Origin of the sequence: Corynebacterium aurimucosum, from assembly GCF_030408555.1 — a bacterium.
GTDB classification, from domain to species: domain Bacteria; phylum Actinomycetota; class Actinomycetes; order Mycobacteriales; family Mycobacteriaceae; genus Corynebacterium; species Corynebacterium aurimucosum.
In genome coordinates, this window is sequence record NZ_CP047048.1 from 2,538,152 (window position 1) to 2,553,347 (window position 15,196).

Consider the following 15,196-nt stretch of genomic DNA (forward strand, 5'->3'; position numbering starts at 1 on the left):
CTCGCCGCCGCACGCGTGGTGAGCGGTCTAATGTGTTCTCAAGTTTAAGTTTAACTTGAGACTTTCGGTAGGGGGACACGCCCAGCAAACCAATGAAAAAGCCGCCGTGCTCTTAAGCACGGCGGCGAGACAGTAAGTACTTACCAGGCGTTCATAACGTTAAGCACCTGCGGCTTGGAGCGCTCGAGTTGGTAGCCGAACTGCTCCCAGTTGTGCAGGCCCTGGGCCGGGTAATTCGTCTGCAAGCGAACACCCATGGCACGAGCCTTCAACTCCCACAGGCGGGTGGTGCCGTTGGCAAAGCCCTCCAGCGCCACGCCGGCCGCGATGTGTTCCGGACGGTAGCGCTGCTGATCCAGCGGCCCCGGGATGCCGGAGGCGGCGGAGACGTAGACATCCGTTCCGTTCGCAGCCAAATCCGGGATCAGGTTGAAGGGGTCATTGCTGAAACGCTTCGGGTTGATGATGGACCCGTACATGGCGTTGATGTTAAAACCGCCGGCGTCGAGAAGCGCCAGGCGCATGAAGGTCTGGGCACCCGGCAAGGTCGTGGTGAGGTAACCGGAGTAGGACAGCGCCTGACGGAACTGCTCCGGGTGCTTGCCCGCGAGGGTAATAGCAGCGGTAGCGCCCATGGACAGGCCGGCAACGGAGTTATTGTTGCGGGCCACGCCGAAGTTGCCCTCAAGGTAGGCCGGAAGCTCCTGCGTCAGGAAGGTCTCCCACTGGTAGTTAACCGGCTTGACCAGATCGTAGGTAGCCGGACCGTTCCAGTCCGCGTAGAAGGAGCCAGCGCCACCCACCGGCATCACCAGGGTGATGTTGTGGTCCACGTAGGTGCGCGCGGCGTTGACGTCATGGATCCACGCATTGGTGAAATCGGTGGCGCGCAAGCCATCGAGCAGGTAGAGACCCGCGTTGCCGCCGTTCTTAGCGGGCTGGATCTGCACTGGGATGTTGCGGCCCATGGCCTGGGACCACACGTCGCAGCGCTGTACCCAGTAACCGACGCGATCCCATTCGCAGGCGCCGGTGGCGTCGCCACGCAGCCAGTCACGGTGAGCGGCGGATGCTTCTTGCGTACCCGCGGTCACGACCAGGCCCAGAGCCACAGCGATGGCTGCCACCACTGAGAGGACCCGAGTCCGCAGGCCGGAGCTTAGTGAACTCATGTTTCTCCTTAACGTTTTTACTGCCACTAGTACATCGCCAACACGCCAGCGATAGTTACAGATCAATAACAGGAATCTTTCGTAGCGTAACGCACGCTGACAATTTTCGCCTACCCATGGGGGTGCTCCCCAGCTCACACCAAGCTAATGGACAGGATAATCGCTGGGCTCATCGGAGAGCATGAGGGTGCGGCCCGAGGTCAGTGAGAAGGTCAGGTTTTTGAGGAAGCGCTCCCGCGTTAGGGGCTCGCTGTAGGAAGCGATGAGCTCTTGCACCTCTGGACTTGCCAGGGCGGCGCGCGCCTGGCGGGTCTTGTCCTTGTCATACCACGGCGGGAGGTACTCGATGTCCGCGCCCGTCTGCGCAGCCTGCCACTCCACGTCGAGGTGCTTGTCGTGGCCCACGCGCCCGCCTTCCTCACGGGGCATGCGCGCCGCCAGCGGGGTGGCCAAGCCGATAGTGTCGAGAACACGGACATTGAGCGGCGCGTTCATCGACGTCATGCCCAAGTTCACCAGATACACCGTCGGCGGCTCATCCATACCCGGCTCGCGCGGAACGGTGAGCCAATTGAGAAGGTCCTTCTCCTCATCTTCCACATAGATCGTGGCCAGGGCATCTCCGTCCACCAGTTTCTCGCCGGCCTCTTCGTAGCCGCGCATGAACTTCATCCCCAGGTAGTCTTTGGCCGAGCGCGGCGGGTAGCCCGCCTCACGGTTGGTGGCATAAGTCCAGAAATCACGTTCGTCCACGATAGACAGCGGTTGCTCATAAGCCTCCCAGTCCATCGGGTGCCCGCGCAGCACGATGACGACAGCCCACACCGCACAGAAGACTGCTGCAAGCGCGGACACCAGCTCCTTTAGCGGCATCACGAAAACCGGGAGGAGCGCAGCGAAGAGCGGCAGCAGCAGCATGCGGCCATGCATGAAGTCACCGCCGACGCGCAGCACGTACAGCACGTGCACCGCCGCGGCCCCGACCATCAGGTAGGTCACGGTGGTGGAACTGCGCAGGGCTGCCGGGCGCAGCTGGGCGCGGAAGGTCCACAGCGCCGCACCCGCCAGCACGAGAACGGGCAGGTACAGGGCATAAGGCCCTATAAAATCCTGCAGGTAGTTCAGGCCGCTGTCCCACGCGCTTGACGACGCCGACTTTGCCACCGCCGTGTGCGGCGTCAATAGGCCGTAATAGCCCATGCGGAAGAACTGGTAACCCGCGGGGATGGGCAGGGCCGCGCCGAGGATGCAGAGCCAGGCTTTCCAGTTGCGGTGCGCTGCCAAAAGCAGGAGGCCGGCAAGGCCGCCGTAAAGCGCGAACTCCGGGCGCACGAGCCAGGCCAAACCAGCCCACAGCGCGAGCCAATAAGCACTAGTATTCGTGCGGGATTGCGCCCAGTGCTGCAGCAGCGCCCAGAGGGCGGCGAGGTAGAAGATGGACAGTCCCCATTCCAGCCCGGAGGTGAAGAAATCACGGGCCGGAGGCAGTGCGAGGTAGACCAGCGCGCCGGCGGGAGCCACGAGTGGTGCAGAAAACTGGCCCGATCGGTAGAAGGCCCGCGCCGTGGCCCACGCCCCCAGCACCATCGCCGCGACTGCCAGTAGGAGGCCCAGGTTGACGGCGATGGATTCCAACGGGGCGTTCGTCAGCCAGCGCACGAGCAGGATGAGGTACTGCCACAGCGTGGAGGTATTGGCCTCCACGCGCTCGCCGATGTTGAAGACGGGGCCGTTTCCTTCCTCAAGGTTGCGCACCGTGCGCAGGACGATCAGGCCGTCGTCGGAAATCCAGCGGCGGGCGAAGCCACCCCAAAACGAGAAAACTCCGATCACGATGACCGAGGCCAACGCGCTGAGCGCGGCCACGGTACGTGTATCGGATTTTCGCATGAGGAGAGAGTTTAGCACTTGCCTTGCCCTGTTCCCGATCGGCGCTGGCTAGCCCACCATTACCGGCATGATGTAAACAGCCATGGCGATGCAGGCCAGCCACAGCAGGGCCAGGATCTGGAGGACGCGGTCCTCCAAGGCAATCTCGTCCGGGGCACCGCCGTTGCCGCGGTCCACGTCGGCGGCATAGCGCAGAATCGCGATGGTAAACGGCACCATGGAGATTTGGTACCACACGCTGGCCGGGCCATCAGACTCGTTGGAGAGCTGGAATCCCCACAGGGAGTAGGACATGACAACTGCGGTGGCCGCTAGGGTCCACACGAAGCGCAGGTAGGTAGGCGTATAGCCCTCCAGGGATTTGCGGATCTTGGCGCCCGTGCGCTGCGCTAGAAGGATCTCCGAGTAGCGCTTGCCCGAGGCCATGAATAGGGAGCCGAACGCGGCAACCAGCAGGAACCATTGCGACAGCACGATGCCCGCGGCCACACCGCCGGCCATGGTACGCAACATGAAGCCGGAGGACACCAAGGCGATATCGATCACCGGCATGTGCTTCCACCCGAAGCAGTAGCCCAGCTGCAGGCCAATGTAAATGGCCATGACGATGGCGAGCTCCAGGCCCGCCGTGGCCAGGAAGGACAGGCCAATCGAACCGATGATGAGCACTGCCGCCATGACATAGGCCAGGCCCACCGGAAGCACGCCGGCCGCGATTGGGCGGAAGCGTTTCGTCGGGTGCGCGCGGTCAGCCTCTACATCGCGGGCATCGTTGATGAGGTAGATGGAGGACGCGCCCATGCAGAAGACGATGAAGGCGAGGAGGACGTCGAGAAGCACGCGCGTGTGAAACAGCGACTCCGCGCCCGCAGCCGCAGGAGCCGCCAAGACCAAAACGTTCTTGACCCACTGCTTGGGGCGCAGGGCCTTCACCATGCCATCGGCGAGGTTCTTCGGCGGCTTGCGCTTGCGGCCGGTATCGATGCCGGAGGTGTGCGGCTCAGAGTGGAAGACTCTCTGTTCGCCGTCGTCGACGCGGTTGGGTCGTTCGCTCATGCGGTCTTCCTTTCATAGCGGTGACATGCTTCCGCGGTGGCGGCTCCCAGCAGGGCACCGATCGCCGTATCGGATGGGTAATGTACCCCGAGCACCATACGCGAGGCCATCATGACCGGCACACCAACGAGCGGTGCCGGGGTTCCTAGAACGTGCGCTGCACCCACGAGGAACGCGCTTGTCGACGTCGCGTGGGACGACGGAAAAGACAGCTTAGACGGGGTTTTCACGCCGACTTTGACGTAGTCATAGTCCGGGCGCTTGCGGCGCACAATGCGCTTGATCACAACGCTGGCTGCGTGCGCCGTGAAAGCGCCCACGCCGACGGCTAGCCACTGGCGGCGACGCGCCGGATTCTGGTAATTCACGGCGACACCTAAGCCGGAGAGCGCCAGCCAGCCCAGGGCGTGCTCGCCGAAGTGGCTTAAACCCCGCGCGGTGGGCAGAACACCGGGCGCATCAAAGGCCGCGTCCTGAATCTTTTCGAGGACGTGGGATTCGGCGACAGAAAGCTTATTGGGCATCGAAGACCTTTCGCCAGGACTCGCGGGAGGTCAGCGCCGGCAGGGCCGCGCGGTACTCGGCGCGCAGGTCATCGAAGTTATCCTCGATTTCCTTGAGCAGCCCGCGGGTGGACTTCACCAGCTCGAGGGCCAGCTCGCGGTCGCGCTTGCGGAAGGCCACGCCGGTGCCACCCGCGGTAGAGACGGTGGCGGAATCGACGCGGGAGAGCGTGAACCAGCGGGCCTCCTCCGGGGTGAGGTTGAGCTGCGGCGCTTCATGGTGTGCCGGGTCTTCCTTGGTGACCAGGTGCTTGGCGGACTTGATGAGCCACGGGATCTTCTTGATCTTGCCCAGGCGGCCGCCGACATTGCGGGTCGGCACGCCCGGCGCGCCGGTGGGCGCGGGTAGTTGGTCCGCCGAATCGATAATGACGGCGTCCGGGAATTCCTTACGGATTGCGGCGATGCGCGGCAGCGAGGACTCCAGGATGTCGAAGAGCTGATCCGGGCCGGCCAGGAAGTCCTTCATGGCCTCCAGCTGGATGGCCATGGTGGAGTACTCCATGCACATGGTGTGCTTGAGGGTGGACTTGAAGATGGACTTGGTAATCCCGCGCGCATCACCCTCGTGGTAGAGGGCCGCCACGATGAGGCGGTTGCGCAGGTGGAAGTAGGCCTGCCAGTCGATGGCATCGTCCTTATCCGCCCATGCCATATGCCAGATGGCCGCGCCCGGCCAGGTCACCGTGGGGAAACCGTGGGCGGCGGCGCGCAGGGAGTACTCGGTGTCATCCCACTTGATGAACAGCGGCAGCGGCTGCCCGATGCTCTCCGCGACCACACGCGGGAAGAGGCACATCCACCAACCGTTATATTCCACGTCGACGCGGCGGTGCAGCGCGCGGGAGTCATATTTCTTCGGGTCGAGGTGGGACTGGGCATCACCGATGGCGCGCAGCGGGTACTTGGCAAAGTCGTGGTCGTAGACGGCGTGCTCGGCCGCGCCCCACATGAAGTCGGCGCGGTTCACGCGCTCACCGGTGGTACGCAGCTGGGAGCGCTCCTGCAGGTTGAGCATCTGCCCGCCCACGATGAAGGGCTTGGCGGCATAACGCGCCGCCTGGACTGCGCGGAGGATGGAATCCGGCTCGATGGCAATGTCATCATCCATGTAGAGGATGTACGGCGAGTCTGTGTTTTCCAGCGCCTCGAACATGATGCGGGAGTAGCCACCCGAGCCGCCCAGGTTGCCCTGGCGGAACTCGCGGAAGCGCTCACCGAAGTGCGCAACGGCTTCGTCGTAGCCCGGCTCGTCCGCCGGGTGCTGGTTGCCCTGGTCCGGCATAAGGACGTAGTCGATGATGCCGTCCACCACCGGGTCCTCCGCCAGCGCCTGCAGCGCCGCGACGGCGTCGGTGGGGCGGTTGAAGGTCGGAATGCCCACGGCAACACGCTTCTCCTGCGCCGGGTACTCGCTGCCGTCCGGCAGGAGCTGCGGGTTCGGGGCGTGCGGGGCGCACCAGGAGGCGTCGGCAAGCACGGTGTCCTCAACGGCGGAGGCATCGAACCACAGCAGGCCGCCGTCCTCGAAGTTCTTCAGGGGCAGCTCGAACTCGTGGTGCCCGGTGGTCACCACGTGGTTGGCGACGGCGATGCGCTGGCCATCCTGCTTAGAGCGGTACAGGGAGATGTTGGCTTCGCCCTCGACGTCCATCACGAGCACGATGGACTTCAGCTGGGACCAACGGCGCCAGTAGGCGGCCGGGAACGCATTGAAGTAGGTCTCGAAGGAGGCCTCTTCGCCGGCCGGGATGGTCACGGAAGTGCGGCCACTCCAGCTGAGGCGCTCGCGGTTTTGCTCGGACTCGATGAGGTAGAGCATGCGGACGTCGACCGGCTCGCCACGCTTGGGCAGCAGGATGCGCTGTACGGGTTCGTACGCAGCAGAATTGTTGGCAGTCACGATATCTTCGGTTCTCCACACAGATTTCGACAGTATTCAGAAACCAAGATTAGTGCTTAAGCGCTGCTGCGCTGAGTTCCCACGCGGCTGCTCTTATATGACTCCTTGTCCACATCCGCGCGCCTTAATCTACTGCAACGTCCACTTCAGCCGAGCTTTGCGCAAGAAAGATGCGCCTTGGCGAAAGGTTTCACACCAGAGGCTGGTGGAACCCTTTACGTCCTGGTGCGCCAGATCCCCAGATTTGGAACCCGAAACCTCCAGGGCGGAATCAAGCGGTGGATGCGCCACGCTTGAATAGTTCGTTAAGTATTTCACGTGGGGTTGCGCCGCCGAGGATTTGTCGGGGTGTTTCGTTGAGCTCATTTTGTACCCACGCGACATGTTCGGGTGTGACGGTGGCAAAGTCGGTGCCTTTTTTGTAGAACCGGCGCCTGATCTCGCCGTTGGTGTTCTCGTTGGTTGGTCTCTGCCACGGTGAGTGCGGGTCGCAGAAAAACACCTGGCAGCCGTCTTTGATCTGGACCTGTGCTGTGACAGCCATTTCTGCCCCTTGGTCCCATGTGATGGTTTTTAGCTGCTCGATGTTGAGGTCTTTGACCATGTCCTGCAAGGTTGCGACCACGGTTTGTGAACTGTGCTCATCGGGGAGGTGTCCAAGCAGGGTGTAGCGGCTGGTGCGCTCTACTAGGGTAATCAGTGCGCTTTTGCCGCCTTTACCAATGACAAGGTCGCCCTCCCAGTGCCCGGGGATAGCCCTGTCATCAGCTTCCGGGTTGCGGTGGGTGATCTCAGCACCTTTGATCCAAGGGCGACCGGTTAACACGCCAGCGTTTCGGGCACGACTCTTGCGTGTTGCGCCGCCGCGGATAAGTACGTCTTTAGTCTTCATGACTTCTTCAAGCTCGGCTCGCAGGCTGCCTTTACCTTGAATGTATAAGGCACTGTAGATCGCTTCGTGGGAAATACGCATGCTTTCATCATCGCTGAAAGCATGCTCAAGCCATGCACTAATGCGCCCAGGTGACCACCTGCGGGCAAGGCAATCGATCACTACACCCCGAAGCGTTGGGCTTTCATCGAGCTTGCGTAGTTTTGGCCGCACCATCCGACCAGCAGTAGAAACAGCAGCGTTGTGGGCGTTATACCGCAGCTGCTCTGTGCCGTCCTCATCGATAATCTTCCAACCATTACGGGTGATTTCACGGGCGACGACACTGTGGTGCCTATTTATTTTCTGTGCGATAGCACGTGCCGAATCACCGACACGACATCCCGCTTCAATAGCAACACGGTCTTCAACAGTAAGCCTGCGACCACGCCCTACTAAGGCGTGTTTGTCGAATACGCCGCTAGGAAATCCATCAATGGCTTGAGCTTTCATCGGTGCTGGCATAACAGTATCTTTACCCAGCTTCTTGCCGGTATCTGGCATAGACACCACCGCCTCATCAGGCGTTCGACGGTGTCGCTGCCGGCGTAATTCCGCATACCGTTGCTTCCTTATCCACTGATACACCGTGGAAGGATGCACACCGACCGCATCAGCCACCGTCTGACAGCTCTCACCAGCAAGCACTCGCTCCACGGCCTGGACACGTTCATCAGGTGACAAGCGGGCGCGTCTAGGCCGTACTTCGATTACACCAGCTTTCTTTAACCTACTGTGAAGCACGCCAGTCGATAATCCAACAGTCTGTGCTGCTTGATTGATCGACATACCTGCACACACCAACCCAACGGCCTCACGGACAAACGGATCACGCAGACGACTCGCACGCCTGCCAGGAGGTTCGACACCTCTTACCCTCAACCATCCGTAAACAGTTTCAGGGCCCACACCGACATCACGCGCGACCAGGCTAACTGCCTCGCCCGCAGCCACTCGCTCAACAGCAGCATCCTTAACATCCTTCGGAGTCCAACGCGTCACAACTACCTCCCGGTCGAAGTGGCGCATTCACCCCTTGACAGCACGCAGCGTGCTGTCAACTAGGCCACAGTGCTTGACGACGCCGACCTGCGTGTTTCGGGTTCTAGGTCTGGGGAAATGGTTATGGCACTGGAATGCTCGACCCGACAAGTGGCAAATCACAGCTCTCAGGGTTTAGGCCGTCACCGGCGCATCCTCCGAGATGGGCTCGATCCCCAGGCGGTTGAGCATGTAGAGCACACGGGCGCCGAGGTCATCGGCCAGCTCACGGGTCTCTTCCACGGTTTCTGCGGTGGCGATGTCCCAGATCTTGACGTCCTTGCCGGCTTCATCGCGCGGGATCTCGCGGCCCAAGTAGACGATGTAATCCGGGATGGTCACCAGACGCAGGTCCTCGACGTAGCGGTCCGGGTGCTCCGCCATGCCGCGCTCTTGGAGCACGTGGGCCATGTGGGAGTCCGGGTCGTTTTCGGGGTGGGCTACGGCGGCGTCGACCAGCAGGGCCTCGCCAGCGTACTTCTTCGTCAGCGCCACGGCGGCCTGTGCCAGGGCGTGGTCGGTGCCCGCGGAGAAACGCACGTGGATGCGGTGGGTGCCGAAGTGCTCGCGCACCTCACGCTCCACCATCACGGGAATGAATTCTTCTAAAGTCGCACCAGCTTCGTGACGCTCAATGGTGGCATCGAGGAAGGAGTCAATCTCCTGCGCGGTGTACTCGTGTCCATAATCTGCGTGCAAGTCGTGGCGCAAGGTATCGAAACGGCGGGCGTTCGGGGAAGTCATCTCTAAACCCACTTTCTGTTCGCCTATTGTTAACCTACTGTTAACCTTAAGTGATTGTTGGCCAGTCCACAAGTTTTATTTTCTTTGGTCTAGTTCCGCACGCTGGCAAAACCTCCCCATAAACGGCCAAAGGCCCGCCGGGTGTTCCGGCAGGCCTTCTTGGATTGTTCCTTCTTCTTATCGGGAATGCGCGTTGCGCGACTGCGCAGCTTGAGGTGTTCCTCGAGCCGCTCCGGGGACATCTTCCACATGCTGCGGTCTGCGCGCTTCTTCTTGCGCTGCGCCATGCCGTCACCTCCTTCCATCGAGGTGTTTCAGCATAGCGCGCCACACTGCACTACCGGGAGCAGCCTAGTGGCCGCGTTCCTGCTCCAGCACCTTGCCCTCGTTCCAGAACGGGGCCAGCTTGTTATCGAACAGGCTCAGCGCAGACGCGATGGCCATGTGCATATCCAGGTACTGGTAGGTACCCAGGCGGCCGCCGAAGAGGACCTGGTTCTCGCGGGCCTCAGCGGCGGCGAGCTTGCGGTAGGCCTCCAGCTTGGAGCGGTCCTCCGGGGTGTTGATCGGGTAGTACGGCTCATCGCCCTTCTCCGCGAAGCGCGAGTACTCCTTCATAATGACTGTCTTGTCCTTGGGGTACTTATCGGCGCGCTCCGGGTGGAAGTGGCGGAACTCGTGGATACGGGTGTAGTCCACGTCCGCGTCGTTGTAGTTCATCACCGGGGTGCCCTGGAAGTCACCGGTCTCCAGCACCTCCATGTCGAAGTCCAGCGTGCGCCAGCCCAGCTCGCCCTCAGCGAAGTCGAAGTAGCGGTCCAGCGGGCCGGTGTAGACCACCGGCGCGTTTGGCGACGCCTCTCGCACCTCCTCGCGGACGTCGAACCAGTCGGTGTTGAGCTGAACGTCGATAAGCTCATGCTCCGCCATCTTCTCCAGCCAGGCTGCGTAGCCATCGACGGGCAGGCCCTCGTAGGTGTCGTTGAAGTAGCGGTTGTTGAAGGTATAGCGCACCGGCAGGCGGGTGATGTTGCCGGCGGGCAGTTCCTTCGGGTCGGTCTGCCACTGCTTGGCGGTGTAATCGCGGATGAAGGCCTCGTAGAGCGGGCGGCCAATGAGCGCGATGGCTTTCTCCTCCAGGTTCTTCGCCTCATCCACGGCGAACTCGCCGGCCTGCTCCTTGATGAGCTGGCGCGCCTCATCCGGGGAGTAGTAGCGGCCAAAGAACTGGTTAATCAGGCCCAGGCCCATCGGGAACTGGTAGGCCGTGCCGTCATGCATAGCAAAGACGCGGTGCTGGTAGTCGGTGAAATCGGTGAACTGGTTGCAGTAGTCCCACACGCGCTTGTTCGAGGTGTGGAAAAGGTGCGCGCCGTACTTGTGGACCTCGATGCCGGTCTCCGGCTCGGCCTCCGAGTAGGCGTTGCCGCCCAGGTGCTCGCGGCGCTCGACGATGAGCACCTTCTTGCCCAGCTGGGAGGCTGCGCGCTCGGCCACGGTGAGGCCAAAGAATCCAGATCCAACAACAATGAGGTCATATGCAGTCATGGGCATCAGCTTAAAGCAGTAACGCGCATAGAACGGCGGGTGACACCCAAGCGAGAAAACTCGCGTGTCACACCCCCTTTCACTCCAACACCTGACGTAACATCTGTCCCGTTAGTTAACTTTTTGCGCTCCTTTTAACCTTGTGGCGCACACCATCCTAGGGAGTAACAGTGCACCTCAAACGTCGTCTTGTTCCCGCGAAATCGACGTGGTCCACGCCGATTATCGCCACGGTCACCTCGATCGCTGTGGTCGCCGCCGCAGCCGTGGGCGGCCAAACCCTTATCCACACCCAGGAAGCGGGCAGCGGGCCCATCGAAGTAAGTTCGGCCTCCGAGTCCTTCGGTTCTGGCGAAACGGTCGTGGTGGATGACCCGGCCATCGCCGGCCAGGGCGAGGGCGAAGGCCCGCGCGCGGTCAAGCAATTCCACCGCGATGAGACCTTCTCCTCTTTTGCCGTGACTTGGAAGGGCGCGCGCGATGTCGCTGCCTTCGTCCGCGCCAAGCAGCCAGACGGGTCCTGGTCCGAGTGGTACGACATGGACTCAATGTCCTACAACAACGATGATCCGAACGCCACGAACGGCACCGAGCTCATCTTCGTGGGCGATACCAACGACGTGCAGGTCTCCATCAACAATGTGGATCTGGTAACCGGGTCGAATCTGGACGAAGAGTTCACCGAGACCCCCGTTGAGGACGCCGCGCTTGACGACGCCTCCTTCAACGTCGGCGACATCGCCCCCGTCGCTGAGGCCGAAGAGCTTCCCGCCAATAGCGACGTGGAAGGCCTCGAGGCGGTCTTCATGGACGGCAACGCCCAGGAGGGCGAGGTCATCGAGCCAACCGCTGAGACCGATGGCATGCCGCGCGTGGTTTCGCGCGCCGGCTGGGGCGCGGATGAGAGCATCCGCTGCTCGAGTCCCACCTATGATGATGGTGTGGAGGCCATTGCGCTGCACCACACCGCGGGCTCCAATAACTACACCCGCGCGCAGGCAGCCGCGCAGGTGCGCGCCGCGTACAAGTACCATGCGCAGAACCTGGGATGGTGCGATATCGGATACAACGCGCTGGTGGATAAGTACGGCACCATCTACGAGGGCCGCTACGGCGGTCTCGCTAAAGCTGTGCAGGGTGCGCACATCGGCGGTTTTAACAAGAACACGTGGGGTATCTCCATGATCGGCAACTACGAGACTGCGCAGCCGACGGAAGCCCTCTTGGAATCTGTCACCGACCTCGCCGGCTGGAAGGGCGCCATTTCCGGTGTCGATCCGACCTCCCGCGTCTCCCTTCGCTCGGAAGGCTTCGGTGGTTCGCGCTACCCAGCAGGCGCCTCTGCCCCGGTTTATGGCCTTTTCGGTCACAGCGACGTTCATTTCACTGCCTGCCCGGGTAAATACACCATTGCCCAGTGGCCGACTATCCGCCAGGCAGCGCACAAGAAGTACCTCGCCATTAAGTCGGGCGCATCTGGTTCGACGTCGACAGACTGGGGCAGCGGAAATACCTCTACCCCAGACTCCTCTGGCTCCACGCCGAACGGAAACGCGCCGTCTGCTCCCGCACCGGCTGCCCCGGCACAGGAGGCAACGTCCTCGCTGGGCGATACTGAAATCCCGATGAGCACCATCACCGCACTAGTCGGCCTGGCTGGCACGCTCTTCGCCATCATGTATGCCCGCTCGGACCAGCAGATTGACACGGATAAGACGGTCAATGGGCTGCCGCTGGAGCAGATCCCGGGCATCGTGACCAAGGTGTTGGCCCTGAGCAAGAACGAAGGCCTGAAGCAAACGTGGACGGCAGTTCTCAATACCTTCGGCCCAGCACTTGGTCTGGCAGTTGGCGGTCCGGATGAGTCGGCAGGCATCATCTACCAGCTCTTCCAAAACGGCATCGTGCTCAGTTCCGAAGACACCGGTACGCACGCGCTGGTGGGACGTATCGCAAAGGAATGGGCCTCCGGCAACAACTCGGCAACGCTCGGCTTGCCGACGTCCGACGAAGTCCCCACCGGCCTCGGCAAGGAAGTCCGCGTTCAGTTCCAGGGCGGATCCATTGTCTACAACCCGGAGACTGAGCAGATTCAGGTCTTCACGGACTAATCCCAGCCGCACCGTGTGCGCGTGCAGCTCTGTGGGGGGTCGCCGATGTCGCGGGAGCCACCTGGTGGCTTCCGCTTCAGCGTGTGTTTGGGATTGGGGTTTAGGTATCCGGCGGTACTGCGTCGAATAAGTCCCCGTTAGCCTGCTGCTTCAATGCTGCTTGCGCTGCCTTGTACGCTGGCTGGGACGTAATCGGATCCGCCCAGGGTGGCACATAATCCACCCCACCCCGCAACCGGAAGACATAGCCAGCACCAGTCGGCTTATCCGGATCATCATCATTGATGCCATTGTGATAGGCACACAACATCGTCAAATTCGGTGGATCCGTGGTCCCACCAGCTTTCCACGGCACCAAATGATGCACCTGGCAATAGTCAGCCGGCTTATTGCACCCTTCACGCGCACACGTCGGATGCTCCGCACTGGCCATAATCCGCTGCTCAAACCCCGCCAAACGCCGCACCCTGTGCAACCACACCGGCCCAATCGTCGGATGCACCAACGTGACATACCCAACCTCAGCAAACTTATAAGTGACAAACTCCCGGCCAGTCATCCGCCCGCCATTGGTGAGTTCAAGCTCAATATCATCACCCTCACCTCGCACAATCCGATCAAACTCATCCAAGGTCACCACCACATTGGTAGCCACCGCAGGCTTAGTGCCCCCGTGTGCCTTATCAAAGAACACCTGGCCTACCGCATCCAACAAATCAGCCCGATTAATCGACTCCAAAGTCCCGCGCATCTCACTAATGCGCAAGGCTGAATCAGTAATCGTCAACGAATGCGGCCCCACCTTCCGATACGTCAGACGCACCCCGACCTCCGGCACCCGCCGCGGCCGCAACTGCTTCAACCGTTCGTTTGCCACCTTCGGGATACGGTGTGCTGGGGTCCCCGCCAAGCGGACACGCAGATTCCACGCATCCAACTCTTTTTTCACCTTGGCGGTATAGGACTCGATCAAACTCAACGTCGCCACATCATGCCTGTGAGAAGCAGCAGCCGCACGCGCTTGGCGCTGCTTGCCCGTAAAACGCGTCGGCCCGAAATACACCCCATGCAACCCAGCCAACTCCGCAGCATCAGCCTTTGATGCACCACGCGCGCGTAAATCATCCACACTGCCCACCGCAAGCCCCACAAGCTCCAACCCCGAACTGCGGTAGGAGAAATAAGTCTCCAAATCCCCCATGCGACAAAGACTAAAACACCACCACCCACCCCGCAACCGGAGGCAAAAACTCTCAGGTTCCGCCACAAATAGAGCAGGTAGCGCGGGGTTTCACGGCTACAGCGCGGCGGGGTACAGCAGCGCTAGAACCAACGCTCAAGGACCTTTGCCACACCTGCTTGGTGGTGCGCTAACGTCACAGTATCTGCGGCCGCCACGACATCCGGGTGTGCGTTCTCCATGGCAACACCGCACCCAGCCCACTCGAGCATCTCGATATCGTTGGGCATATCGCCAAAGGCGATGATGTCTTCGCGGGCGATACCGTGGTGCTCAGCCAACCACTTAATTCCGCGCTGCTTCGTCACGTTGGGGGCCGCCACCTCGAGGATGCCCTCGGACATTGAGTAAGTCACGTGGGCAAGCTCGGAATCGATGTGGGGAGCGATGAGGCTGTAGAGCTCCGGCGCGGAGAATGCGGTGTTGCGAATCAACAGCTTCACCGCCGGCCGGGACACCAACTCCCCCACGCTAACCAGCCCAAAGCCTTCGAAGAGCGCGTTTTCCGAATAGTGCGACTCAACCACGAAGAGTTCCTCAACCGGATCCAAAACCGAGCCGCCCGCACGTTCCGCACCAAAGCCAACGCCGCCATGGGGCTCGAGTACCTTGGTGGCTACCTCTACGGTTTCCGCGAGGGCCTCCGGCGAGAGTCCGTGGGCGGAGAGCACGCGGTCTTCCGCTGAGTCATAAATCACCGCGCCATTTGATGTCACGCACACTGGGCGCACGGTCAGCTGGTCCAGCACAGGCATGATCCAGCGGAAGGGCCGGCCAGTTGCCAGCGCGAACTCGCTGCCCGCTGCAACCGCGCGGGCCACTGCTTCGCGGTTTCGCCTGGGCACCCGGTGGTTCCGGTCCAATAAGGTGCCGTCGATATCACTAATGATGAGGCGCGGAGCGCGGTCCGAAAATACGTCACTGGCCATAGCCCCGAGTCTACGTCAGGGCGACACGCTCAATGGCGTGCCCGCAACGTGGTCAGCCACCACACCGT

The 15,196-nt window shown here is 61.5% G+C and carries 11 protein-coding genes and 2 pseudogenes; 1 reads left to right on the forward strand and 12 read right to left on the reverse strand.

What is annotated here, in order from left to right; all coding sequences use genetic code 11:
* Positions 1-140: 140 nt before the first annotated feature.
* The 10 genes and pseudogenes from CAURIM_RS11930 to glf form a co-directional block, all read right to left on the reverse strand.
* The gene (locus tag CAURIM_RS11930) at positions 141-1,172 is read right to left on the reverse strand and encodes an alpha/beta hydrolase (RefSeq protein ID WP_201828987.1); all 1,032 of its coding nucleotides are present in this window, start codon (positions 1,170-1,172) and stop codon (positions 141-143) included.
* Positions 1,173-1,316: 144 nt separating this feature from the next.
* Complete coding sequence (locus tag CAURIM_RS11935) at positions 1,317-3,062, reverse strand: arabinofuranosyltransferase AftB family protein (protein WP_201828986.1); 1,746 nt, start codon at positions 3,060-3,062, stop codon at positions 1,317-1,319.
* Between the two features lie 48 nt (positions 3,063-3,110).
* Positions 3,111-4,118 (reverse strand): decaprenyl-phosphate phosphoribosyltransferase, encoded by a 1,008-nt coding sequence (locus CAURIM_RS11940; RefSeq protein ID WP_201828985.1) that lies wholly within the window; start codon positions 4,116-4,118, stop codon positions 3,111-3,113.
* Positions 4,115-4,642 carry a phosphatase PAP2 family protein gene (locus tag CAURIM_RS11945; protein WP_070730794.1) on the reverse strand — a complete coding sequence of 176 codons (528 nt, stop codon included), beginning with the start codon at positions 4,640-4,642 and terminating at the stop codon, positions 4,115-4,117. The genes CAURIM_RS11940 and CAURIM_RS11945 overlap by 4 nt, the downstream gene beginning before the upstream one ends.
* Complete coding sequence (locus CAURIM_RS11950) at positions 4,632-6,584, reverse strand: glycosyltransferase (protein WP_201828984.1); 1,953 nt, start codon at positions 6,582-6,584, stop codon at positions 4,632-4,634. The genes CAURIM_RS11945 and CAURIM_RS11950 overlap by 11 nt, the downstream gene beginning before the upstream one ends.
* Positions 6,585-6,855: 271 nt before the next feature.
* A pseudogene (locus CAURIM_RS11955) lies at positions 6,856-8,075 on the reverse strand (IS30 family transposase).
* A gap of 19 nt (positions 8,076-8,094) precedes the next feature.
* Positions 8,095-8,544 (reverse strand): annotated as a pseudogene (locus CAURIM_RS12935) (helix-turn-helix domain-containing protein); the annotation flags it as partial.
* 147 nt (positions 8,545-8,691) lie between these two features.
* Positions 8,692-9,300: a three-helix bundle dimerization domain-containing protein gene (locus tag CAURIM_RS11965; RefSeq protein ID WP_201828983.1), complete on the reverse strand. Its 609-nt coding sequence runs from the start codon at positions 9,298-9,300 to the stop codon at positions 8,692-8,694.
* Between the two features lie 89 nt (positions 9,301-9,389).
* Complete coding sequence (locus tag CAURIM_RS11970; protein ID WP_070443276.1) at positions 9,390-9,587, reverse strand: hypothetical protein; 198 nt, start codon at positions 9,585-9,587, stop codon at positions 9,390-9,392.
* Positions 9,588-9,651: 64 nt separating this feature from the next.
* Positions 9,652-10,848, reverse strand: coding sequence for a UDP-galactopyranose mutase (gene glf / locus CAURIM_RS11975; protein WP_201828982.1), 1,197 nt, complete (start codon positions 10,846-10,848; stop codon positions 9,652-9,654).
* A gap of 170 nt (positions 10,849-11,018) precedes the next feature.
* Between glf and CAURIM_RS11980 the strand changes: the two genes are divergently transcribed.
* Positions 11,019-12,959 carry an N-acetylmuramoyl-L-alanine amidase gene (locus CAURIM_RS11980; protein ID WP_070717554.1) on the forward strand — a complete coding sequence of 647 codons (1,941 nt, stop codon included), beginning with the start codon at positions 11,019-11,021 and terminating at the stop codon, positions 12,957-12,959.
* A 100-nt stretch (positions 12,960-13,059) separates the two neighbouring features.
* Here CAURIM_RS11980 and CAURIM_RS11985 read toward each other — a convergent pair whose 3' ends face one another.
* Together CAURIM_RS11985 and CAURIM_RS11990 are read right to left on the reverse strand one after the other, a co-directional pair.
* Positions 13,060-14,160 carry an HNH endonuclease signature motif containing protein gene (locus CAURIM_RS11985; RefSeq protein WP_070443270.1) on the reverse strand — a complete coding sequence of 367 codons (1,101 nt, stop codon included), beginning with the start codon at positions 14,158-14,160 and terminating at the stop codon, positions 13,060-13,062.
* A 122-nt stretch (positions 14,161-14,282) separates the two neighbouring features.
* Positions 14,283-15,128 (reverse strand): Cof-type HAD-IIB family hydrolase, encoded by an 846-nt coding sequence (locus tag CAURIM_RS11990; protein ID WP_070443268.1) that lies wholly within the window; start codon positions 15,126-15,128, stop codon positions 14,283-14,285.
* Between the last annotated feature and the right edge of the window lie 68 nt (positions 15,129-15,196).